At 68.7% G+C, this 20,073-nt stretch carries 21 protein-coding genes; 10 read left to right on the top strand and 11 right to left on the bottom strand.

Going from position 1 to position 20,073, the window contains the following annotated elements; genetic code table 11:
- Positions 1-18 precede the first annotated feature (18 nt).
- The 4 genes from AWC14_RS22225 (at position 19) to AWC14_RS22210 (ending at position 4,497) form a co-directional block, all read left to right on the top strand.
- Positions 19-1,314: a magnesium transporter MgtE N-terminal domain-containing protein gene (locus tag AWC14_RS22225; RefSeq protein WP_045379208.1), complete on the top strand. Its 1,296-nt coding sequence runs from the start codon at positions 19-21 to the stop codon at positions 1,312-1,314.
- 8 nt (positions 1,315-1,322) lie between these two features.
- Positions 1,323-1,853: a DUF1003 domain-containing protein gene (locus AWC14_RS22220; protein ID WP_057003571.1), complete on the top strand. Its 531-nt coding sequence runs from the start codon at positions 1,323-1,325 to the stop codon at positions 1,851-1,853.
- A 156-nt stretch (positions 1,854-2,009) separates the two neighbouring features.
- The gene (locus AWC14_RS22215; RefSeq protein ID WP_085241461.1) at positions 2,010-3,326 is read left to right on the top strand and encodes a lytic transglycosylase domain-containing protein; all 1,317 of its coding nucleotides are present in this window, start codon (positions 2,010-2,012) and stop codon (positions 3,324-3,326) included.
- 25 nt (positions 3,327-3,351) lie between these two features.
- Positions 3,352-4,497 carry an Mrp/NBP35 family ATP-binding protein gene (locus tag AWC14_RS22210; protein ID WP_057003399.1) on the top strand — a complete coding sequence of 382 codons (1,146 nt, stop codon included), beginning with the start codon at positions 3,352-3,354 and terminating at the stop codon, positions 4,495-4,497.
- 93 nt (positions 4,498-4,590) lie between these two features.
- Here the strand turns inward: AWC14_RS22210 and tatB are convergent, their stop codons facing one another.
- From tatB to sigE, 4 genes are all read right to left on the bottom strand, one after another.
- Complete coding sequence (tatB, locus tag AWC14_RS22205; RefSeq protein ID WP_045384855.1) at positions 4,591-4,986, bottom strand: Sec-independent protein translocase protein TatB; 396 nt, start codon at positions 4,984-4,986, stop codon at positions 4,591-4,593.
- Complete coding sequence (gene htrA / locus AWC14_RS22200) at positions 4,987-6,489, bottom strand: serine protease HtrA (protein WP_045384862.1); 1,503 nt, start codon at positions 6,487-6,489, stop codon at positions 4,987-4,989.
- A gap of 78 nt (positions 6,490-6,567) precedes the next feature.
- The gene (gene rseA / locus AWC14_RS22195) at positions 6,568-6,954 is read right to left on the bottom strand and encodes an anti-sigma E factor RseA (protein ID WP_045384853.1); all 387 of its coding nucleotides are present in this window, start codon (positions 6,952-6,954) and stop codon (positions 6,568-6,570) included.
- A 104-nt stretch (positions 6,955-7,058) separates the two neighbouring features.
- Entirely contained in the window at positions 7,059-7,820 is a 762-nt protein-coding gene (sigE, locus tag AWC14_RS22190; RefSeq protein ID WP_045384861.1) for an RNA polymerase sigma factor SigE, read from the bottom strand.
- Positions 7,821-8,008: 188 nt separating this feature from the next.
- Between sigE and AWC14_RS22185 the strand changes: the two genes are divergently transcribed.
- The 5 genes from AWC14_RS22185 to AWC14_RS22165 all read left to right on the top strand — a co-directional run bounded on the left by AWC14_RS22185 (position 8,009) and on the right by AWC14_RS22165 (position 12,664).
- Positions 8,009-8,677, top strand: a complete 669-nt coding sequence (locus AWC14_RS22185) for an O-methyltransferase (protein WP_045384852.1) — start codon at positions 8,009-8,011, stop codon at positions 8,675-8,677.
- Between the two features lie 107 nt (positions 8,678-8,784).
- The gene (locus AWC14_RS22180; protein ID WP_045384851.1) at positions 8,785-9,423 is read left to right on the top strand and encodes a TetR/AcrR family transcriptional regulator; all 639 of its coding nucleotides are present in this window, start codon (positions 8,785-8,787) and stop codon (positions 9,421-9,423) included.
- Complete coding sequence (locus AWC14_RS22175; RefSeq protein ID WP_045384849.1) at positions 9,413-10,348, top strand: ABC transporter ATP-binding protein; 936 nt, start codon at positions 9,413-9,415, stop codon at positions 10,346-10,348. The genes AWC14_RS22180 and AWC14_RS22175 overlap by 11 nt, the downstream gene beginning before the upstream one ends.
- Entirely contained in the window at positions 10,345-11,979 is a 1,635-nt protein-coding gene (locus tag AWC14_RS22170; protein WP_142281791.1) for an ABC transporter permease, read from the top strand. Before AWC14_RS22175 ends, AWC14_RS22170 begins: the two co-directional genes overlap by 4 nt.
- Before the next feature lie 10 nt (positions 11,980-11,989).
- Positions 11,990-12,664, top strand: a complete 675-nt coding sequence (locus AWC14_RS22165; RefSeq protein WP_045384857.1) for a methyltransferase family protein — start codon at positions 11,990-11,992, stop codon at positions 12,662-12,664.
- 21 nt (positions 12,665-12,685) lie between these two features.
- Here AWC14_RS22165 and glgC read toward each other — a convergent pair whose 3' ends face one another.
- A complete protein-coding gene (gene glgC, locus AWC14_RS22160; protein WP_045384847.1) occupies positions 12,686-13,900 on the bottom strand; it encodes a glucose-1-phosphate adenylyltransferase in 1,215 nt (404 codons plus the stop codon).
- Between the two features lie 101 nt (positions 13,901-14,001).
- Here glgC and glgA point away from each other — a divergent pair, with 101 nt between their 5' ends.
- On the top strand, positions 14,002-15,165 hold the full coding sequence (glgA, locus tag AWC14_RS22155; RefSeq protein WP_045384845.1) for a glycogen synthase: 1,164 nt from the start codon (positions 14,002-14,004) through the stop codon (positions 15,163-15,165).
- A 3-nt stretch (positions 15,166-15,168) separates the two neighbouring features.
- On the opposite strand, the gene AWC14_RS22150 is transcribed toward glgA, so the two are convergent.
- The 6 genes from AWC14_RS22150 to fadD6 all read right to left on the bottom strand — a co-directional run bounded on the left by AWC14_RS22150 (position 15,169) and on the right by fadD6 (position 20,046).
- Positions 15,169-15,336, bottom strand: a complete 168-nt coding sequence (locus tag AWC14_RS22150) for a DUF3117 domain-containing protein (RefSeq protein ID WP_003406247.1) — start codon at positions 15,334-15,336, stop codon at positions 15,169-15,171.
- A 168-nt stretch (positions 15,337-15,504) separates the two neighbouring features.
- Entirely contained in the window at positions 15,505-16,074 is a 570-nt protein-coding gene (locus AWC14_RS22145; protein WP_057003400.1) for a DNA-3-methyladenine glycosylase I, read from the bottom strand.
- Positions 16,071-16,376, bottom strand: coding sequence for a DivIVA domain-containing protein (locus tag AWC14_RS22140; RefSeq protein ID WP_045385343.1), 306 nt, complete (start codon positions 16,374-16,376; stop codon positions 16,071-16,073). Before AWC14_RS22140 ends, AWC14_RS22145 begins: the two co-directional genes overlap by 4 nt.
- A gap of 15 nt (positions 16,377-16,391) precedes the next feature.
- Positions 16,392-17,381 (bottom strand): glucosyl-3-phosphoglycerate synthase, encoded by a 990-nt coding sequence (locus AWC14_RS22135; protein ID WP_081968378.1) that lies wholly within the window; start codon positions 17,379-17,381, stop codon positions 16,392-16,394.
- Positions 17,378-18,253: a dihydropteroate synthase gene (gene folP, locus AWC14_RS22130; RefSeq protein ID WP_045385346.1), complete on the bottom strand. Its 876-nt coding sequence runs from the start codon at positions 18,251-18,253 to the stop codon at positions 17,378-17,380. The genes AWC14_RS22135 and folP overlap by 4 nt, the downstream gene beginning before the upstream one ends.
- A 26-nt stretch (positions 18,254-18,279) precedes the next feature.
- On the bottom strand, positions 18,280-20,046 hold the full coding sequence (fadD6, locus tag AWC14_RS22125) for a long-chain-acyl-CoA synthetase FadD6 (RefSeq protein WP_045385349.1): 1,767 nt from the start codon (positions 20,044-20,046) through the stop codon (positions 18,280-18,282).
- Positions 20,047-20,073: the final 27 nt, after the last annotated feature.

Genomic DNA, 20,073 nt, shown 5'->3' with positions numbered 1-20,073 from the left:
ACTCCTACAGTTTGAATCATGACGTCGATCAACCGGGTGTACGTGGCACGGCTGGCGCGAATGCTGGTGCTGGGCCCGATGGGCGAGTCGCTCGGCCGGGTGCGCGACGTCGTCGTCAGCATCAGCATCGTGCGCCAACAGCCGCGCGTGCTCGGTCTCGTCGTCGAATTGCCTTCGCGTCGAAGGATTTTCGTGCCGATTGGACGCGTCGCCGCAATCGAGCCCAACGCGGTGACGTTGAACACCACCAGCGTTTCGCTGCACCGGTTCGAGCAGCGGCCGGGCGAAGTGCTGGTGCTGGGCCAGGTTCTGGACACCAAGGTGCGGGTCAACGATCCCGAACTGCCGCAGCTGGCCGATACCGACGTGGTGATCACCGATCTCGGCATCGAACAGACGCGAACCCGCGACTGGATGGTGAGCCGGGTGGCCGTCCGCAGCATGCGGCGGCTGGGCCGCCGCGGCGGCGTCTACGTCGTCGACTGGCACAACGTCGTTGGCCTGACGCCCTCCGCGCTGGCGATGCCCGGGCAGGGCGTGGCGCAGCTGCTGCACCAGTTCGAGGAGTGGCGGCCGATCGAGGTAGCCGACGCCCTGCGTGAGCTGCCGCCCAAACGGCGCTACGAGGTGGTCAAGGCGCTCGACGACGACCGGCTGGCGGACATTCTGCAGGAGCTGCCCGAGGAGGATCAGGCCGACGTGTTGAGGCAGCTGGGCCCCGAACGAGCGGCCGGAGTGCTCGAGGAGATGGATCCCGACGACGCCGCCGATTTGCTCGGCATGATGAACCCCACCGAGGCGGAGGTGTTGCTGCGCCGGATGGATCCCGACGAGTCCGATCCGGTGCGACGGCTGCTGACCCACTCGCCGGACAGCGCCGGCGGCTTGATGACATCCGATCCGGTGGTGCTGACGCCGGACACGTCGGTCGCCGAGGCGCTGGCCCGGGTCCGCGACCCCGACCTCACCCCGGCGTTGTCGTCGCTGGTCTTCGTGGTGCGCCCGCCGACCGCCACCCCGACCGGCCACTACCTGGGCTGTGTGCACCTGCAGCGGCTGCTGCGCGAGCCGCCGGCCGCGCTGACCGGCGGCATCATCGACACCGATCTGCCCTGCCTGACACCGGACACTTCGCTGCCCGCGGTGACCCGCTACTTCGCGGCGTACAACCTGGTCTGCGGCCCGGTGGTCGACGAGCAGAATCACCTGCTGGGGGCGGTGACGGTCGACGACGTGCTCGACCACCTGCTGCCACACGACTGGCGGGCCAGCACCGAGGAACCGGCACTGGATAGTGCCGCAGGTTCGTCATGAACAAGTCCGTGAGTAAAACCTCGGCGCGGGCGCGGTTGTACACGCCACGCACGTCGCGCACGCTCGCGCCGCGGGTGGATCCCGAGGCGGTCGGTCAGGTCACCGAATCGGTTGCGCGCTTCTTCGGCACCGGTCGCTATCTGTTGCTGCAGACCGTCGTGGTGGTGGCTTGGATCGCGCTGAACGTTTTCGCGGTCGGGCTGCGGTGGGACCCTTACCCGTTCATCCTGCTCAACCTGGCGTTCTCGACTCAGGCCGCGTATGCGGCGCCGCTGATTCTGTTGGCCCAGAATCGTCAGGAGAACCGGGACCGGGTAGCGCTCGAAGAGGATCGCCGGCGCGCCGCCCAGACCAAAGCCGACACCGAATACCTGGCCCGCGAGCTCGCCGCGCTGCGGCTGGCGATCGGCGAGGTGGCCAAGACCCGCGACTACCTGCGCCATGAACTGGAGAGCCTGCGCCACCTGCTGGAGGACCGCCAGCCGGAAGCCGGCGCTCCGGCGGGCGACGGCGTGGACCGCCACGCCAAGAAATCCTGAGCGCGCCCAACATCGCCAGCGGGAATCTGCGATCACATAGTCCGGCCATTGCCGCCACAGCGGTCACAACTGTTATGTATGGTGACTTAGTTCACGAGGCCCGACACCGGGCATCGGGAGCGCCCGGATAAGGCTCGAATACTCAAGGACGGTCGAGTGCGCATAGGGGGACGCTGGGGTGCACACCCGGCCCTTGCAACAGTGCGACGGCAGCTGCGCCGTCTGACCCAGACCTCGGTATTCAAAGAAGCGCTGCCCCGGCAGCTCAGCGGTGTGACCCAGACCCCCGTGTTCGGTGTGATCGTGATCGTCGCGCTGGTGTTCGCCGGAGCCGTCGGGGCTGCCGCCCCGCCGTTCCACGCGCCGCCCCCGACGGTGCGCGGCACCGGCATCACCCCCGTCGCCGCGGTCGCGCCGGTCTCCAGTGACCCGGCGGGCCCGATGGTCGTCTCGCTCGTGCGTCCGCTCAAGGCCTTCCACATCGCAGCGGCCACCGTGTCGGCGCCGCCGCCCACCGTCGTCGTGAATTCGCCTGGCGCCCTGGGCATTCCGTCGATGGCGCTGTCCGCGTACCGCAACGCCGAGCGGATGATGGCCAACGCCTACCCGAACTGCGGGATCAGCTGGAACCTGCTGGCGGGGATCGGGCGCATCGAGTCGATGCACGCCAACGGCGGCGCCACGGATGCGCGCGGCACGGCGGTGCGACCGATCTACGGTCCCGCGCTGGACGGCACGCTGCCCGGAAACGAGGTCATCGTCCAAAGCAGTGCACCGGGCCGGGTCACCTTCGCGCGCGCGATGGGCCCGATGCAGTTCCTGCCCGGCACCTGGGCGCGATACGCCTCCGACGGCGACGGCGACGGCATCGCCGATCCGCAGAACCTGTATGACTCCACGCTGGCCGCGGCGCGCTATCTGTGCAGCGGCGGCTTGGATCTGCGCGACTCGCAGCAGGTGCTCTCGGCGATCCTGCGCTACAACAACTCGATGCCGTACGCCCAGAACGTGCTGGGCTGGGCGGCCGCGTACGCCACGGGTGTGGTGCCCGTCGACCTGCCGCCGCTCACCGGCGCCCCGCCGCCTCTGGCCGACATGCATCTGGAGCATTTGGCGAACGCCGAGGGCATTGGGCCCGGGCTGCCGCTCAACATTCACGGCCTGCCCTCGACCGACCCGCTGGCGCAGATGCCGCTGATCGATCTCAGCCAGTCGGCCGCCACCGGCCAGCAGCCGATGTGGCCGTGGGCCCAACAGCAACAGCTTGCTCCGCGCTCGTCGAGCTGCACGGTGATCTGCATCGGGCCGCAAGAGGCGCCGCCCGCACAGCAGCCGGGACAACCACCGCTTGCGCCACCGCCCGCCGGGCTGCCTCCCGCGCCGCCGGTGGTGGCGCCACCGGGCGCACCGCAGCCGCCCGCGCCGGCCAACCCCGCGTCGGGCCCGGGCCCCCTGCCAGGTCCGGCCAGCTGACCGCAGCCGCCTACACTCGGCGGTGATGTCTGAAACCCACGACGCCGACCTGACGGCCGGCATCCGCGCCGCCCTGGCCAAGGTGATCGACCCCGAACTGCGGCGCCCGATCACCGAACTCGGGATGGTCAAAGGCGTCGACGTCGGGCCGAACGGCGCCGTGCACGTCGAGATCTACCTCACCACGGCGGCATGCCCGAAGAAAACCGAAATCAGTGAGCGGGTCACCCGGGCGGTCGCCGACGTGCCCGGAACCGGCGCGGTCACCGTCGGCCTGGACGTGATGAGCGACGAACAGCGCACCGAGCTGCGCAAGCAGCTGCGCGGCGACGCCCGCGAGCCGGTCATCCCCTTCGCCCAGCCGGGGTCGCTGACAAGGGTCTACGCGGTCGCCTCCGGCAAGGGCGGCGTCGGCAAGTCGACGGTCACGGTCAACCTGGCCGCGGCGATGGCCGCGCGCGGCTTGTCGGTGGGAGTGCTCGACGCCGACATCCACGGCCATTCGGTCCCCCGGATGATGGGCACCACCGATCGGCCCACTCAAGTCGAATCGATGATCCTGCCGCCGATCGCCCATGACGTACGGGTGATTTCGATCGCGATGTTCACCCAGGGCAACACCCCGGTGGTGTGGCGCGGGCCGATGCTGCACCGGGCCTTGCAGCAGTTCCTCGCCGACGTCTACTGGGGCGATCTCGACGTGCTGCTGCTCGACTTGCCGCCTGGCACCGGCGACATCGCCATCTCGGTGGCGCAGCTGATACCCAACGCCGAAATCCTGGTGGTGACCACCCCGCAGCACGCGGCGGCCGAAGTCGCCGAACGCGCCGGCAGCATCGCGTTGCAGACCCGTCAGCGCATCGTCGGCGTGGTGGAGAACATGTCGTGGCTGATGCTGCCGGACGGCTCGCAGCTGCACGTGTTCGGCGAGGGCGGCGGCGCCCAGGTCGCCGAGCGGCTGACCCGGGCGGTCGGCGCGGACGTGCCGCTGCTGGGGCAGATCCCGCTGGATCCCGCGCTGGTGGCGGCCGGCGACTCCGGCGTGCCGATCGTGCTCAGCGCGCCGGATTCGGCCGTCGGCAAGGAACTGCGCCGGGTCGCCGACGCCCTTTCGTCGCGCCGTCGCGGGCTGGCCGGCATGTCGTTGGGCCTCGACCCGACCAAGCACTAGACGACTGTGCGGTTCCATACGCGCGTGCCACGGCGTGTCGCGTATGAAACCGCACAGTCGCCAAGGGGTTTGGTCGACGACCCTCGCTCGACGCTACGTCGCGTCGGTGTCGAACGGCGCGGGCCCGTCGACGGGCGGTGGCGGCTCCGGCGACGGCGGATAGGCGGTCGGCGGCGGAACGTTTTCCTCCACCCGGTCGAACTTGCCGGTGAACAGCGAGTCGTCGCCGTCGAACAGGTGCTTGGTCAGTGCCGCGCGCGGCGTCATACCGCGTAGCTTTCGCAACTCGCTCAACGGCTCACGCAGATCGTCGAATTCGGGTCCGATGTCTTCTCGCAGCTGCTCGGTCATCCCACTGAGGTAGTCGCGGGCCTGCCGAAGTGCGTTGGCGCTCCAGCGGATTGCACCGGGAAGCCGCTCGGGGCCAAGGACCACCAGCCCGACCACCACGAGGACGAGCATCTCCCCCCAGCCGACGTTGGCGAACACCTAACTGTTGTCCGGACCCGGTTTCACCGTCAGCGTGACATGCCGCCCGTCGCGCACCACCTCGATCGGAGCATCCTGCCCAATTGTCAACTGCCGCACCGCAACAACCATCTCGTCGGCGTCAGCGACGGGGCGATTGCCGACTTTGACCACGACGTCGTTCTCCAGAATGCCGGCCTGCTGCGCGGGGCTGCCCGCCTTCACGTTGGCCACCTGAGCGCCGGAGGCGATTGCGTTGCTCACCGACCGGGTGCTCAGCCCCAGCGTCGGATGCACGATCTTGCCGTCCTTGATCAGCGTCTGCGCCACTTCTTTCGCCTCGTTGACCGGGATCGCGAAGCCCAGCCCGCTGGCGCTGTCGGACAGCGACTTGCCGGCGGTGTTGATGCCGATCACCTGAGAGTCCATCCCGATCAGCGGGCCGCCGGAGTTGCCGTGGTTGATCGAGGCGTCGGTCTGCACCGCGTCGATGACGGTGTCGGTGTCCGAGCCGTCGCCCGACAACGGGATCGGGCGGTGCAGTGCGCTGATGATGCCGTGGGTCACGGTGCTGCGCAGCCCGAGCGGCGCGCCGGCGGCCAGCACCTCGTCGCCGACGCGGACCTTGTCGGAGTCGCCGAGCCGGGCCACCGTCAGGTTGTTGACGTTGTCGACCTTGAGCACGGCCAGGTCGGTCTTGGGGTCGCGGCCCACCAGGTTGGCGGGCACTTCCTTGCCGTCGTTGAACACGACGCTCGTCTTCCACTGGCTGGGGTTGTTGGCCGCCTCGGAGATCACGTGGTTGTTGGTGACGATGTAGCCGCGGCCGTCGATCACAACCCCGGAGCCCTGCATGCCCTCCTGGTCGCTGACCGATTCGATCGTCACGACCGAGTCGGCTATCGCGGCGGCCACTTTGGCGAACCTGCCGGCCGGCTCTTCCTTGTTGCCGCTGGTGGACAGCGTCACCTTCGACGTGGTGAACGCCTCGGCGACCTCGGCGGTCTTGCGTCCGATCCAGCCGCCGGCCAGTCCGATCACCAAGGCGATGGCAGCCAGGATGGCCAGCGCGCGGTAGGACACCTTGCCGCCGAACAGCACGTCGCGCACCCCGAGCTTGCCGCCGAGGCCGGCGCCGCCGCGCGGCGGTGCGGGCGCCAGTGCGGGGCTGCCCAATGCGGCGGCCGCGCCCGGGTCGCGCCACGGATCGTCGGCCTCCTCGGGCAGGTCCTTGTCCTTTTCGCCGTCGAGCGCGCCGGCGTCGGTGGGGTGGCGCTGCAGTGAGTCGGCGTCGGGGAACGGCCGGCCGAAGGCCTCGGCGAGCACCGGATCGGCCGGCTCGTCGTGCGGGGTGAATTCGCTTTGGTTGCGGTACTTGGGCGGGCGCACCGCCTCGGCGACGAACGAGCCTTGTACGCCGTTGGGGCGGCTGAACGTCTGCTGGGACGCCGGGTCTACCGGGGGGCGCGAAACGGGTCGCGGCGCCAGCCGGTGGCCGCCGTACTTGTCTTGGTCGGAGGTCACGTCATCCTCTTCCGAGCGCTGGAGAAACACCCGCGGTGGGCACGAGCACGGCGTCTGACACCGGCTAATCCACCCTACCTACCGGCGCTTACGCCGGTCACGCGCGCTGCCGTCGGCCAACGGGTCGGAGAACGCGTCGTCCGGCGGCGACTGCGGAATCTGGGACAGCAGCCCGAGCAACGAGCTGGGGATACTGATCGGGCTGGAGTCCCGCAACGCGGCACGCGCCCGGCTCTGGTCTTCGACTTCGGTGGCGCACTCGGGACACAGCGAAATGTGGTGGGCGGCGCGCAGGTGCGCGTTCATCCGCAACTCGCCGTCGACGAACGCCGCGATGGCCTCGGTGGACAGATGCTCGGTGGAGCCGAACTGGCGGGGCGCGCCGACCGGCGCGTCGCTCTGCGAGGCAAATTGGGAGGGGAGCCACGAGAACGCACGGCGGAACACATGTCCCCGGTCGACCATCGCCAAGCTCCTCTCGGTATCGCGCTGATGCGCGGCACTACCTCGAATGTAGCGCGCTACCCCGGTGCGCAATACCACTGAACAGCCCGGAAGCTCGAGTGTCGTCAGGCCGTGCCGCGGTCCACGGCACGCTCGGCGTGCTCGGGATGGGCCGCCAGGTAGTCCCGCAGCGCCTGGCGTCCGCGGTGGATACGGCTGCGAACCGTGCCCAGTTTGACGCCGAGGGTGGCGCCGATCTCCTCGTAGGACAGGCCCTCGATGTCACACAACACGACGGCGGCCCGGAACTCCGGCGGCAGCGAATCCAGCGCCGCCTGCAGATCCGCACCCAGCCGGGCGTCGTGGTAGATCTGCTCGGGGTTGGGCTCGTCGGCGGGCACCCGGTCGTAGTCGTCGGGCAATGCCTCCATCCGGACACGGCCGCGCCGACGCACCATGTCGAGGAACAGGTTGGTGGTGATGCGGTGCAGCCAGCCCTCGAAAGTCCCCGGCTGATAGTTCTGCACCGAGCGGAACACCCGGATGAAGGTCTCCTGGGTGAGGTCCTCGGCGTCGTGCTGGTTACCGGAGAGGCGATAGGCCAGCCGGTACACGCGGTCCGCGTGCTGACGTACCAGTTCGTCCCACGACGGCATGGCCGCCGCGTCGCCGGTCGCGTCGAAGATTGCGGTGCCGTACGGCTCGTCAGATGGCTCGACCCAGTCGGCGTCGCGGTAGCGCTCAGGGTGCGACATGCTCGCCGGGCTCATCAGGGTGGTGATAGTCAGATCCTCCGAATTGGTCCCGCCGCCATATGGCAGTGCGTCATCGCGGGCAACGCCGGGACTCCATGCTGTATTCCCGGCCCAGCGTCCTGCGCGATCCATGTACATACCGTTGCCTATCGGGGTGTGGTCGGCATGTGACGCGACTGAGCTTTCACTGAGAAACCCGGCCGCGCGCCGGGTTGCGCTGCGACTTTGCCTTGCTATGTGACGTCGCCGTGTCGGGCGTGTCGGCCTGTTAGGGGCGCGCCTGCCTGACCGTGGCTGAGGTTGGCTCTACGCTGCGGGGCATGGCCAGCACCGACCAGCCCACCGGCCAGGCGGCCCAAACCAGTCGGGCCGCGGCCATCTACGCCCACGCCGAGGAGTCGATCTCGGAGGATGCGATCTTGGCGGCGGCCCGGGAGCGCGCCATGGACATCGGCGCAGGCGCGGTGACTCCGGCGGTCGGTGCGCTGCTGAGCTTGCTGGCCAAGCTCAGCAGCGGTAAGGCTCTCGTCGAGGTGGGCACCGGCGCCGGTGTCAGCGGGCTGTGGTTGCTGTCCGGGATGAGCGACGACGGGGTGCTGACCACGATCGACATCGAGCCCGAGTACCAGCGCATCGCCAAACAAGCGTTCAGCGACGCCGGCATCGGGCCGTCGCGCACCAGGCTGATCAGCGGCCGCGCGCAAGAGGTGCTGACCCGGCTGGCCGACGATTCCTACGACCTGGTGTTCATCGACGCCGATCCGATCGACCAGCCGGACTACGTCGTCGAGGGGGTCCGGCTGCTGCGTTCCGGCGGGCTGATCGTCATCCACCGGGCGGCACTGGGCGGCCGGGCAGGCGATCCCGCCGCCCACGACGCCGAGGTGACCGCGGTGCGCGAGGCGGCGCGGCTGATCGCCGAGGACGAGCGCCTCACGCCGGCCTTGGTGCCGCTCGGCGACGGTCTGCTGGCCGCAGTCCGCGATTAACGACGAGCAGACGCAGAATCGCCCATTTCGTGCCGAAATGACGCGATTCTGCGTCTGCTCGGCACCCCTGCTTGACCGGGGCTGAACGTGCGTTTAATGTCCTGAACATGCGTTCAGCCGACTTGACCGCAGCGGCGCGGATCCGCGACGCCGCGATCGAGCAATTCGGACAGCAGGGTTTCGGCGTCGGGCTGCGGTCGATTGCCGACGCCGCCGGGGTGAGCGCACCTCTTGTCATCCACCACTTCGGTTCCAAGGAAGGACTGCGCAGGGCCTGCGACGACTACATCGCCGAGGAGATCCGCAGCGGGAAATTGGAGGCGATGCGCTCGACCGATCCGGCGACCTGGTTCGCCGCCATGGCCGAGATCGAGTCCTATGCGCCGATGATGGCCTACCTGATGCGCAGCATGCAGGAAGGCGGCGAGCTGGCAAAGATGTTGTGGCGCAAGATGATCGACGACGCTGAAGAGTACCTCGACGAAGGGGTGCGCGTCGGCACGCTGAAACCCAGCCGCGACCCCAAGGCCCGGGCCAGATATCTCGCCATCACCGGCGGCGGCGGCTTTCTGATGTATCTGCTGTTACACGACAATGCCACTGACATTCGTGCCGTATTGCGCGACTACGCCCGCGACATGATCCTGCCCGCCCTCGAGCTCTACACCGAAGGACTGATGGCGGACAAGACCATGTACGAAGCATTCCTCGCTCAAGTCGAACAAGGAGAAGCCAATGTCAGTTGACCACGGCCGCGCCCCCATTGAAATCCGCAACCTGACAAAGAATTTCGGTGCCGTTCGGGCGCTCGACGGCCTCGATCTGACAGTCCGCGAGGGCGAGGTACACGGCTTCCTCGGACCCAACGGCGCCGGGAAGTCGACGACGATTCGCATTCTGCTCGGCGTCGTCAAAGCCGACAGCGGAACCGCCCGCCTGCTCGGCGGCGACCCGTGGCACGACGCCGTCGAGCTGCATCGCCAGATCGCCTATGTGCCAGGCGATGTGACGCTGTGGCCCAACCTGACCGGCGGCGAGACGATCGACCTGCTGGCCCGCATGCGCGGCGGCCTCGACGAGAGACGCCGCGCGGAGCTGATCGAGCGATTCGACCTGGACCCGCACAAGAAGGCCCGCACCTGCTCGAAGGGCAACCGGCAGAAGGTCTCTTTGATTTCGGCCTTCTCGTCGTATGCTCGGCTCCTGCTGCTCGACGAGCCAAGTAGCGGCCTGGACCCGTTGATGGAGAACGTATTCCAGCAATGCGTTGCCGAGGCACGGGACCGCGGCGTCACGGTGCTGCTGTCGAGTCACATCCTCGCCGAAACCGAAGCCCTGTGCGAGCGGGTGACGATCATCCGAGCCGGCAAGACCGTCGAGAGCGGCTCGCTGGAATCCATGCGTCATCTCAGTCGCACCTCGATCAAGGCCGAAATGACCGGCGACCCGGGCGATCTCACCCGGATCCGCGGCGTCGAGGACGTCAGCGTCGACGGCAATACGGTGCACGCCCAGGTCGACAGCGAAAGCCTCGGCGAACTCATCCGGGTGCTCGGCGACGCCGGCGTGCGCAGCCTGGTCAGCCAGCCGCCCACCCTGGAAGAGTTGTTCTTGCGCCACTACGGCAGCGACGGACAGCACGGGCGCAGCCAGCAGGAGGTGCGGGCATGACCACCACCCTGGACCGGCCGGCACACACAGCGCCGCAACGGGGTTCGGCGTTCACCGGCACACTCGGGATGCTGCGGCTCTACCTGCGCCGCGACCGGCTTGTCCTGCCGCTGTGGGTGTTGCTGCTGTCGCTGCCGCTGGCGACGGTGTACGTCGGCTCCATCGAGAAGGTCTACCCGGATCAGGCGGCCCGCGACAGCTTCGCGGCATCGATCATGGCCAGCCCCGCCCAGCGTGCGCTCTACGGCCAGATCTACGCGGACAACGTCGGGGCCGTCGGCATTTGGAAGGCCGGCATGTTCCATCTCCTCATCGCCGTGGCTGTCATCCTCACGGTGATCCGGCACACCCGCGCCGACGAAGAGACCGGTCGCGCCGAGCTTCTCGACTCGACGGCGGTGGGCCGCTATGCCAACCTGACCGCCGCCCTGCTGTTGTCATTCGGCGCGTCGGTCGCCACCGGCGCGATCGGCGCGGCGGGACTGCTCACCACCGATGTCGCACCGAGCGGGTCGGTGGCGTTCGGGGCGGCGCTGGCTGGCTCCGGCCTGGTGTTCACCGCGGTGGCCGCGGTGGCGGCGCAGTTGTCGCCGAGCGCCCGATTCGCCCGCGGCACCGCGTTTTCGGTGCTGGCCGCCGCGTTCACGTTGCGCGCGGTCGGCGACGCCGGCTCGGGTACCTTGTCGTGGCTGTCGCCGCTCGGGTGGTCCCTACAGGTGCGGCCGTATGCGGGCGAGCGGTGGTGGGTGCTGCTGCTGCATTTGGCGGCGACGGCGGTGCTCACCGTGGTGGCCTACCGGTTGCTCGCCGGCCGCGACGTCGGCGCCGGGCTGATCGCCGAACGCCCGGGGCCGGGCAGCGCCGCGCCGACGCTGCAGGGCGCCGGAGGGCTGGCATGGCGGCTCGACCGCGGCTCGGTGGTGCTGTGGACGGTCGGTCTGTGCCTGTACGGGTTGCTGGTCGGCAGCATCGTGCACGGCATCGGCGACGAAATCGGCGGCAGCGCCTCGGTGCGCGACATCGTCGCACGGATGGGCGGCACCACTGCGCTGGAGCGGGCCTTCCTCGCGGTGGCGTTCTGCATGCTGGGCATGGCCGCGGCGGCGTTCGCCATCTCGCTGTCCCTGCGCCTGCACCAGGAGGAGACCAGCCAGCGCGCCGAGACGCTGCTGAGCGGCGCGACGAGCCGAACCCGTTGGTTGGCAAGCCATTTGGTGATCGCGCTGACCGGGCCCGCTGTCGCCTTGTTGGTTGCCGGGCTGACCGCCGGTTTCGCCTATGGCGTCGCGGCTCACGACGTCGCCGGCAAGGTGTCCACGGTGATCGGGACCGCGGCCGCGCAGCTGCCCGCGGTGTGGCTGCTGGCCGCGGTCACGGCCGCACTGTTCGGCCTGGCGCCGCGGTTCACCCCGGTGGCCTGGGGTGTGCTGGTGGCGTTCGTCGCGTTGTATCTGATCGGGTCGCTGGCCAGCTTTTCGCAGTGGCTGCTCGACCTGGAACCGTTTGCGCACATTCCGCGGGTGGGCGGCGGCGACTTCACCGCTGTTCCGCTGATGTGGCTGCTGGCGATCGATGCGGCGTTGATTGCGCTGGGAGCGGCGGCATTCCGCCACCGCGATCTGCGCAACTGAGGAGGTCTTCATGAAAATCCTTGCGAAGACTGCTCTTTCAGCAGCCTTGGGGCTGACGGCCTTCGGCCTACTGCTGTTCTTGCCGGCTGGCACCTTCCATTACTGGCAGGCGTGGGTGTTTCTGGTGGTGTTCACCCTCGCCACCTGGATTCCGAGCATCTATCTGATGCGCACAAACCCGGCCGCCCTGGAACGACGCCTGCGCGCCGGGCCACTCGCGGAAACCAGGCTGCTGCAAAGGATCATCATCTCCATCGCCTTGTTGTCGCTGCTGTCCACGCTCGTGCTCAGCGCGCTCGACCACCGCTTCGGCTGGTCGTCGGTGCCGGCGACGGTGTGCCTGGCCGGCGATGTCCTGGTCGCGATCGGACTGGTTGCCGCCATGCTGGTGGTCATCCAAAACAGTTATGCCGCAGCCAATGTCACGGTCGAGGCGGACCAGAAGGTCATCACCAGCGGCCTGTATGGCCTTGTCCGGCATCCGATGTACACCGGCAACGTGATCATGATGGTCGGCATCCCACTGGCGCTCGGCTCGTACTGGGGACTTCTGTTGCTCATTCCCGGCATTGCCGTGCTGGCCATTCGAATTCGCGATGAAGAAGAGCTGCTCACCCACGAGCTGACGGGGTACCGCGGGTACACCGAACAGGTGCACTACCGGCTGGTGCCCTACGTGTGGTGAGGGAACTTCGGCCGCGAGGAGCTAGATCCAGATGCCCTTGCCGACGGCGACCACGCCGCCGGCGCTGATCGCGAAGCGTTCGCGGTCCTTTTCCAGATCCACCCCGACCATCTCGCCGGGTCCGACGACGACGTTCTTGTCCAGGATCGCGTGGCGCACCACCGCGCCGCGGCCGACCCGGGTGCCCGGCATGATCACGCTGCCCTCGACGATCGCGCCGTCGTCGACGACGACGTTCGACGACAGCACCGAATTGCGCACCGAGGCCGCCGAGATGATGCTGCCCGCGCCCACGACCGATTCCTGCGCCGAGCCGCCGTTGACGAACTTGGCCGGCGCCAGGTTTTCCGTCGCCCCCCGGATCGGCCAGCGCTTGTTGTAGAGGTTGAACACCGGATGCACCGACACCAGGTCCATGTGCGCGTCGTAGAACGCATCCAGGGTCCCGACGTCACGCCAGTAGGCGCGGTCGCGGTCGGTGGCGCCGGGCACCTCGTTGTCGGAGAAGTCGTAGACCGCGGCCAGCCCGTCGGCGACCAGCCGCGGGATGATGTCGCCGCCCATGTCGTGGTCGGAGTGGTCGTCCTCGGCGTCGGCGCGGATCGCGTCGATGAGCACCTTGGTGGTGAAGATGTAGTTGCCCATCGAGACGAACGTGGATTCGGGGTCGTCGGGGGTGCCGGGCGGGTCGGCGGGCTTCTCGACGAAATTGCGGATGCGCCCGGAGTCGTCGGCGTCCAGGCAACCGAACGCGCTGGCCTCCGCGCGTGGCACCCGGATCCCGGCCACCGTCGCTCCTGCGCCGCTGTCGATGTGGAACCGGACCATCTGCTCGGGATCCATCCGGTACACGTGGTCGGCGCCGAAAACGACGATGTAGTCGGGGTCCTCGTCGAAGATCAGGTTCAGCGACTGGTAGATCGCGTCGGCGGAGCCGGTATACCAGCGCGGGCCGAGCCGCTGCTGTGCCGGCACCGGCGTGATGTACTCGCCGGCCAGGCCGGAGAGGCGCCAGTTCTGCGAGATGTGGCGGTCCAGCGAATGGGACTTGTATTGCGTGAGGACGCAGATCCTCAGGTAGCGGGCGTTGACGAGGTTAGACAGCACGAAGTCGATCAGCCGATACGCGCCGCCGAAGGGAACTGCCGGCTTGGCCCGGTCCGCGGTCAGCGGATACAGCCGCTTGCCTTCCCCACCGGCCAGGACGATGCCCAGCACGTGTGGCGCTTCCCTCATGGTTCAAACCTATCGGCCGCCTCGAACCGCTGCCAGGGCAATCGCGCGATTGGCAACGCTGACGGACTGTCCGTCAAGCAATTTGAGCTACCGTGCCGGATATGCGGGTGGCGATGATGACGCGGGAGTACCCGCCCGAGGTGTACGGCGGCGCCGGGGTACACGTCACCCAGTTGGTCGCACACCTGCGCAGCCTGTGCCACGTCGACGTGCACTGCATGGGGGCGCCGCGCCCGACGGCCGTGGCGTATCAGCCCGACCCCCGGCTGCAAGGCGCCAATCCGGCATTGTCGACGCTGTCGTCGGATCTGTTGATGGCCAATGCGGCCGCCGGCGCCGACGTGGTGCACACCCACACCTGGTACACCGGCATGGCAGGACATGTGGCCGGCCTGCTCTACGACATCCCGCATGTGCTGACCGCCCATTCGCTGGAGCCGTCGCGGCCGTGGAAGGCCGAACAACTCGGTGGCGGATACCGGTTGTCGTCCTGGGTGGAACACACCGCGGCGATGGCCGCTGACGCGGTCATCGCCGTCAGCTCCGGCATGCGCGACGACGTGCTGCGGGTCTATCCGGCACTGGATCCCAGCCGGGTTCACGTCGTGCGCAACGGGATCGACACCGACGTGTGGTACCCGGTGGGGCGCGATCCAAACGAGTCGATACTGGCTGAGCTGGGCGTCGATCCGCGCCGGCCGGTCGTGGCGTTCGTCGGGCGGATCACCCGTCAGAAAGGCGTTGCCCATCTGCTGGCCGCCGCGCACCGGTTCGACGCCGACGCGCAACTGGTGCTGTGTGCCGGTGCGCCCGACACCGCCGAGATTGCCGCCGAAGTCACCGCTGCGGTCACCGACCTGGCCCGCACGCGAACCGGGGTGTTTTGGATCCGCGAGATGCTCCCGATCAGCAAGATACGTGAGATACTTTCGGCCGCAACGCTTTTCGTATGCCCGTCGGTCTATGAGCCGCTCGGGATCGTCAACCTGGAGGCAATGGCCTGCGCGACGGCGGTGGTGGCCTCTGACGTCGGCGGGATTCCGGAGGTGGTCGCCGACCAAGTCAGCGGGCTTCTGGTGCACTACAACCCGGGTGACCCCGCCGGTTATCAGGCGGATTTGGCCGAGGCGGTCAACGCCCTGCTCGCCGATCCGGAGAGGGCGGAGCGCTACGGTCAGGCGGGACGGCAGCGCTGCATCGCGGAATTCTCCTGGGCGCACATCGCCGAGCAGACGTTGGAGATCTATCGGAAGGTCTGCGCGTGACGCTTAGCTGGTGACGCCCTTGAGTTCGTCACCCAGCGCGGCGGCTTCGTCGGGCGTCAGCTCGACGACGAGTCGGCCACCGCCTTCCAGCGGTACCCGCATCACGATGCCGCGCCCCTCCTTGGTCGCTTCCAGTGGACCGTCACCGGTCCGGGGCTTCATCGCCGCCATCGAGTGCTCCCTCCAGCTTCGAACTGGCCCGCCGTCACGGACCTGGTCGGCGCCGGGTACGCGCCGCCAGTGAAATCCCGGCCATACCCGGCGTTGAACTGCCAATTCACTCCCCCATTGTTCCCTATGGGCGACGACGGGGTGCACAAGACCCGGGTTCGACGTGTCCTAGCCGGTGATCGGCGCCACAAAACAACTGCGCAGGTGGTCGTCGACCATCCCGGTCGCCTGCATCAGGGCATAGGCGGTGGTCGGTCCCACAAACCGGAAGCCACGCCGCTTCAATTCGCGCGCCATCGCGGTGGATTCCGCAGTCGCCGAAGGCACTTCGGATGGATCGGCGGGGCGTAAAGAGACGTGCCGCGGCGCCGGCGCGAACGACCACAGCAGCTCGGAGAGGTCGTCGGCTCCCAGGTCGGCGGCCGCGCGCGCGTTGGCGATCGTGGCCTCGATCTTGGCCCGGTTGCGCACGATCGACTCGTCGGCCATCAGCCGGACCACGTCGGCATCGGTATAGCGGGCGACGGTCTCGATGTCGAAACCGTCGAAGGCCCGCCGGAAGTTTTCCCGCTTGCGCAGGATCGTCAGCCACGACAAGCCGCTCTGGAAGGCCTCCAGGCTCAGCCGCTCGAACAACGCCACGGGGTCACGCAGGGGCCGGCCCCACTCGTTGTCGTGGTAGTCGCGGTAGAGGTCGCCGATCGCCCAACCGCAGCGGACCAGCCCGTCGTCGCTCACTCGGGGTCTTTCTCCTCGGCGGCGTGCATCGACGCCAGTTGGCCGCGTAACTGGTCAAGTTCCTGGCCGAGCCGGTCCAGCACCCAGTCCACCTCGCTGGTCTTGTAGCCGCGCAGCACCTGGGTGAACTTGACGGCGTCGACGTCGGCGCCCGTGACGCCGGAAGCCGGCAGCACCGTCGCCGTGGTCGCCCGGGGCAGCGGCGGCAGCTGCTCGCCGCGGCCGAACAGCAGGCTGGCCACGCCGAACAGCACGATCGCGACCAGGATCAGTACCACCAGATAGAGCAATACCAACGCCACGGCACCGATATTGCCCTATTGCGCCGAGCGGCCCCCCAGCGGTTTCTGGTGGCTACCCGCCGCGCCCGGCTCCGCCGCGCTGGCGATCGCCACGGTGCTCATCGGCGGCCGGTCGGTCAGCGACACCGCCGAGGTGCGCGGGCTGTAGCTGTCGCCGTCCACGAAGAACTGGGTCAGGCCCACGCCGGAGTCCGGGACGCCGCAGCGGGAGAGCAGCGTGGCGACGACCTGGCGGCTCATCGGCCCCAGCTCGGCCAGCGGCCGGTTGCGGTGCGCCCGCACGCCGAGATTGACCTGGGCGATCACGTCCAGTCCCAGCCGGTCATACGTGTCGACCAGCAGCCCGATCTCCACGCCGTACCCGGGCGCGAACGGCAGCGACATCAACAGTTCGCGGGTGGCGGCGTACTCGCCGCCGAGCGGCTGCAGCACACAGCTCAGCTCGGGCCGCAGCGCCGCCAGCAGCGGCCGCGCCACCAGTTCGGTGACGCGCCCCCCGCCGGTCGCGCCTTCACCGTTCAGGGGCCGGCGGTAGAAGCTTTTGACCAGGTGAACGCCGTCGCCGGTGAGCAGCGGGCCGACCAGCCACGGCACGAACATCGGGTGCGGGTCGATCAGGTCGGAGTCGACGAACACCACGATGTCGCCGCTGGTGGCGGCCAGCGAGCGCCACAGCACCTCGCCCTTGCCGGGGCGCGGCGGCAGGTCGGGCAGGGCCTGTTCGCGGGTGACGACGCGCGCGCCCGCCGCGATCGCGCGGATCTCGGTGTCGTCGGTGGAGCCCGAGTCGAGCACGATCAGCTCGTCGACCAGCCCGCCGACTACCGGCGAGATGCTGTCGATGACCGATTCGATGGTGTCTTCCTCGTTGAGGGCGGGCAACACCACCGAGATGGTCCGGCCGGCCTTGGCCGCCACCAATTCGTCGACGGTCCAGCTCGGCCGGATCCAGCTGCGGTCCGACAGCCAGGTGTCACCCGGCAAGGCAGCGAGAAGCTCTGTCACGCCAGTCCTCTCACTGTCCGCGTCGGCGGCCGTCGGCCCTGGATCGACGCCACCATTTCCAGCACCCGCCGGGTGGGCGCGACGTCGTGCACCCGGAACATCCGGGCACCGGCCGCGGCGGCCAGCGCAGTGGCGGCCAGCGTGCCCTCCAGCCGTTCGGTCAGCTCCACGCCCAGAGTCTCCCCGACGAAATCCTTGTTGGAGAGCGCCATCAACACCGGCCATCCGGTGTTAACAAGATCTTCCAGGTGGCGCAACAACGCCAGGCCGTGGAAGGTGTTCTTGCCGAAGTCGTGGGTCGGGTCGATCAGCACCCGGTCGCGGGCCACGCCGGCGGCGACGGCCTTTTCGGCGGCGGCGGTGACCTCGCGGATCACGTCGTCGACCACGCCGCGGGTGGTCGTTCCGTAGCTGACCCGGAAGGGCCGGGTTCGCGGCGGTGCGCCGCCGGTGTGCGAGCACACCAGCCCGGCCCCGAATTCGGCTGCGACAGCGGGCATTTCGGGGTCGACGCCGCCCCAGGTGTCGTTGATCAGGTCGGCGCCGGCCTGGCAGGCCCGCCGGGCCACGTCCGAACGCCAGGTGTCCACGCTGATCAGCTGCTCGGGGTAGGCGTCGCGCAGCCATTCGATGAACGGCACCACCCGCGCGGTTTCGGTGGCGGTGTCGACGTTGTGCCCGGGACCGGCCTTGACGCCGCCCACGTCGACGACGTCGGCGCCGTCGGCGATGACCCGGTGCGCCGCGGCCTTGGCCGCGTCGTCGGTGAAGGTGGCGCCGCGGTCGTAGAACGAGTCCGGGGTGCGGTTGACGATCGCCATGATCAGCGGGCGATCACCGGCGACCGGGCGGCCGCAGAGCGTTGACTGCACGCGTCCTATCTTGCCCGGTGGCGCCTTTACCCCTGCGGGCGCTTACCCGCCGCCACCTCGTCGGGGTATTCCTCGTAAAAAGGCACGTAGCCCTCGTCGCGGCCGGCCAACACGTACAGCGGGTCCTCGATGCCCGGCCCGTAGGCCTGCTCGCGCAGATCGACCTTGCGGCTTTTGAACGTGGTGGTGTGCTCCATCGAGTCCACCACCCGCACGAACAGCGGCAGCGCATACACCGGCAGCCGCTCGTACACCGTGCGGGCCAGCGCCTTGCCGTCGAACTCGGCGCCGTCGCGCAGCTTGACGGCGGCCATCCCGGCCCGGCCGCCGGTGCGCGGGATCTCGACCCCGAAGACCGCGCACTCCTCGACGGATTTTTCGGCCGCCAGCGCCGCCTCGACCTCGGTGGTGGCGACGTTTTCGCCCTTCCACCGGAACGTGTCGCCGAGCCGGTCGACGAAAGCGGCGTGCCCCATACCTTGCGGGCTCATCACGTCGCCGGTGTTGAACCAGCAGTCGCCCTCACGAAAAGCGTTGCGCACCAACTTCTTTTCACTGGCCGCCGGGTCGGTGTAGCCGTCGAACGGCTGCAGTTTGTTGACCGGGCTGATCAGCAGGCCCGGTTGACCGGGCGGCACCCGGCGCACCCGGCCGTTCTCGTCACGCAGCGGGGCGCCGGTGTCGGGGTCGTACTCGACATAGGCCAGCGGCAACGGCGAGATCCCGGTTGTCTTGGGCACATTGAAGACGTTGATGAACGCGGTGTTGCCCTCGCTGGCGGCGTAGAACTCGCACACCCGCTCGATGCCGAACCGGTTGGTGAACTCCTCCCAGATCTCCGGGCGCAGTCCGTTGCCGGCGATCAGCCGCACCTTGTGGGCGCGGTCGGTGGGTTTGGGCGGCTGGTTGAGCAGATAGCGGCAGACCTCGCCGATGTAGATGAACGCCGTCGCGTCGTAGGCGATCACGTCGTCCCAGAACTGCGACGCCGAGAACTTCTTGCCCAGCGCCAGCGTCGCACCGGAGTTGATCACCGACGACACCGCCACAGTCAGCGCGTTGTTGTGGTAGAGCGGCAGGCAGCTGTACAGCGTGTCGCTGCTCTTCAGCCGCAGCCCCAGCCCGCCGAACGCGGCCAGTGCGGCCAGCCACCGGCGGTGGGTCATCACGCTGGCCTTGGGGTGGCCGGTGGTGCCCGAGGTGAAGATGTAGAACGCCGTGTCTTTGGCCAGCACGGCGGAGGCCGACGGCGGGTTGGTGGTCGGCGCCGTGGCGGCCAGGCGTTCCATCTCCTCGATGGTCAGCGGCTCGGCGCCGGGCGCACCGGATTCGCTGACGGCGTCGACCAGGTCGGATTCGGAGACCAGCACCTTGGCGTCGAGCAGGCCGAGGCTGTGGGCCAGCACCTCGCCGCGCTGGTGGTAGTTGATCATCCCGGCGATCGCGCCGCATTTGACGACGGCCAGCATCATCAGCACCGCGTTGGGCGAGTTGCGCAGCATGATCCCGACGACGTCGCCGTGCCCGACGCCGCGCGCGGCCAGCACCGCGGCGTACCGGTTGGCGGTCGCGTTGGCCTCCCGGTAGGTCAGCCGCTGGTCGCCGAACCGCAGGAAAACGCGGTCGCCGTAGCGGGCGGCGCGGTCCTGGAAAACCTTGCCGATGGACGTCTTGGAGGTCGGCCGGGCCACCAGCCCGGTCAGCACGCCGCGCGCCATCACGGGCAGATCGGCGACTACACCCGGCACCCGGCTCGCGATGTCGACCAGCCCGACCGATGTGTGTTCAGACACTGTTTCCCCTCTGACGAACTTGGCGGC

This window comes from Mycobacterium kyorinense, from assembly GCF_002101735.1.
In the GTDB taxonomy this organism is placed as follows: Bacteria; Actinomycetota; Actinomycetes; order Mycobacteriales; family Mycobacteriaceae; genus Mycobacterium; species Mycobacterium kyorinense.
This window is presented reverse-complemented; position numbering and strand designations above follow the sequence as displayed.

Excerpts from the sequence above, each read along its gene's own strand:
- rseA (WP_045384853.1), bottom strand. The coding sequence starts at position 6,954 with ATGGTCGACCGGGGACATGTGTTCCGCCGTGCGTTCTCGTGGCTCCCC.
- AWC14_RS22175 (WP_045384849.1), top strand. The coding sequence starts at position 9,413 with ATGTCAGTTGACCACGGCCGCGCCCCCATTGAAATCCGCAACCTGACA.
- AWC14_RS22210 (WP_057003399.1), top strand. The coding sequence starts at position 3,352 with ATGTCTGAAACCCACGACGCCGACCTGACGGCCGGCATCCGCGCCGCC.
- AWC14_RS22185 (WP_045384852.1), top strand. The coding sequence starts at position 8,009 with ATGGCCAGCACCGACCAGCCCACCGGCCAGGCGGCCCAAACCAGTCGG.
- AWC14_RS22225 (WP_045379208.1), top strand. The coding sequence starts at position 19 with ATGACGTCGATCAACCGGGTGTACGTGGCACGGCTGGCGCGAATGCTG.
- glgC (WP_045384847.1), bottom strand. The coding sequence starts at position 13,900 with ATGAGGGAAGCGCCACACGTGCTGGGCATCGTCCTGGCCGGTGGGGAA.
- AWC14_RS22165 (WP_045384857.1), top strand. The coding sequence starts at position 11,990 with ATGAAAATCCTTGCGAAGACTGCTCTTTCAGCAGCCTTGGGGCTGACG.
- AWC14_RS22150 (WP_003406247.1), bottom strand. The coding sequence starts at position 15,336 with ATGGCGGCGATGAAGCCCCGGACCGGTGACGGTCCACTGGAAGCGACC.
- glgA (WP_045384845.1), top strand. The coding sequence starts at position 14,002 with ATGCGGGTGGCGATGATGACGCGGGAGTACCCGCCCGAGGTGTACGGC.
- AWC14_RS22170 (WP_142281791.1), top strand. The coding sequence starts at position 10,345 with ATGACCACCACCCTGGACCGGCCGGCACACACAGCGCCGCAACGGGGT.
- sigE (WP_045384861.1), bottom strand. The coding sequence starts at position 7,820 with ATGGATCGCGCAGGACGCTGGGCCGGGAATACAGCATGGAGTCCCGGC.
- AWC14_RS22180 (WP_045384851.1), top strand. The coding sequence starts at position 8,785 with ATGCGTTCAGCCGACTTGACCGCAGCGGCGCGGATCCGCGACGCCGCG.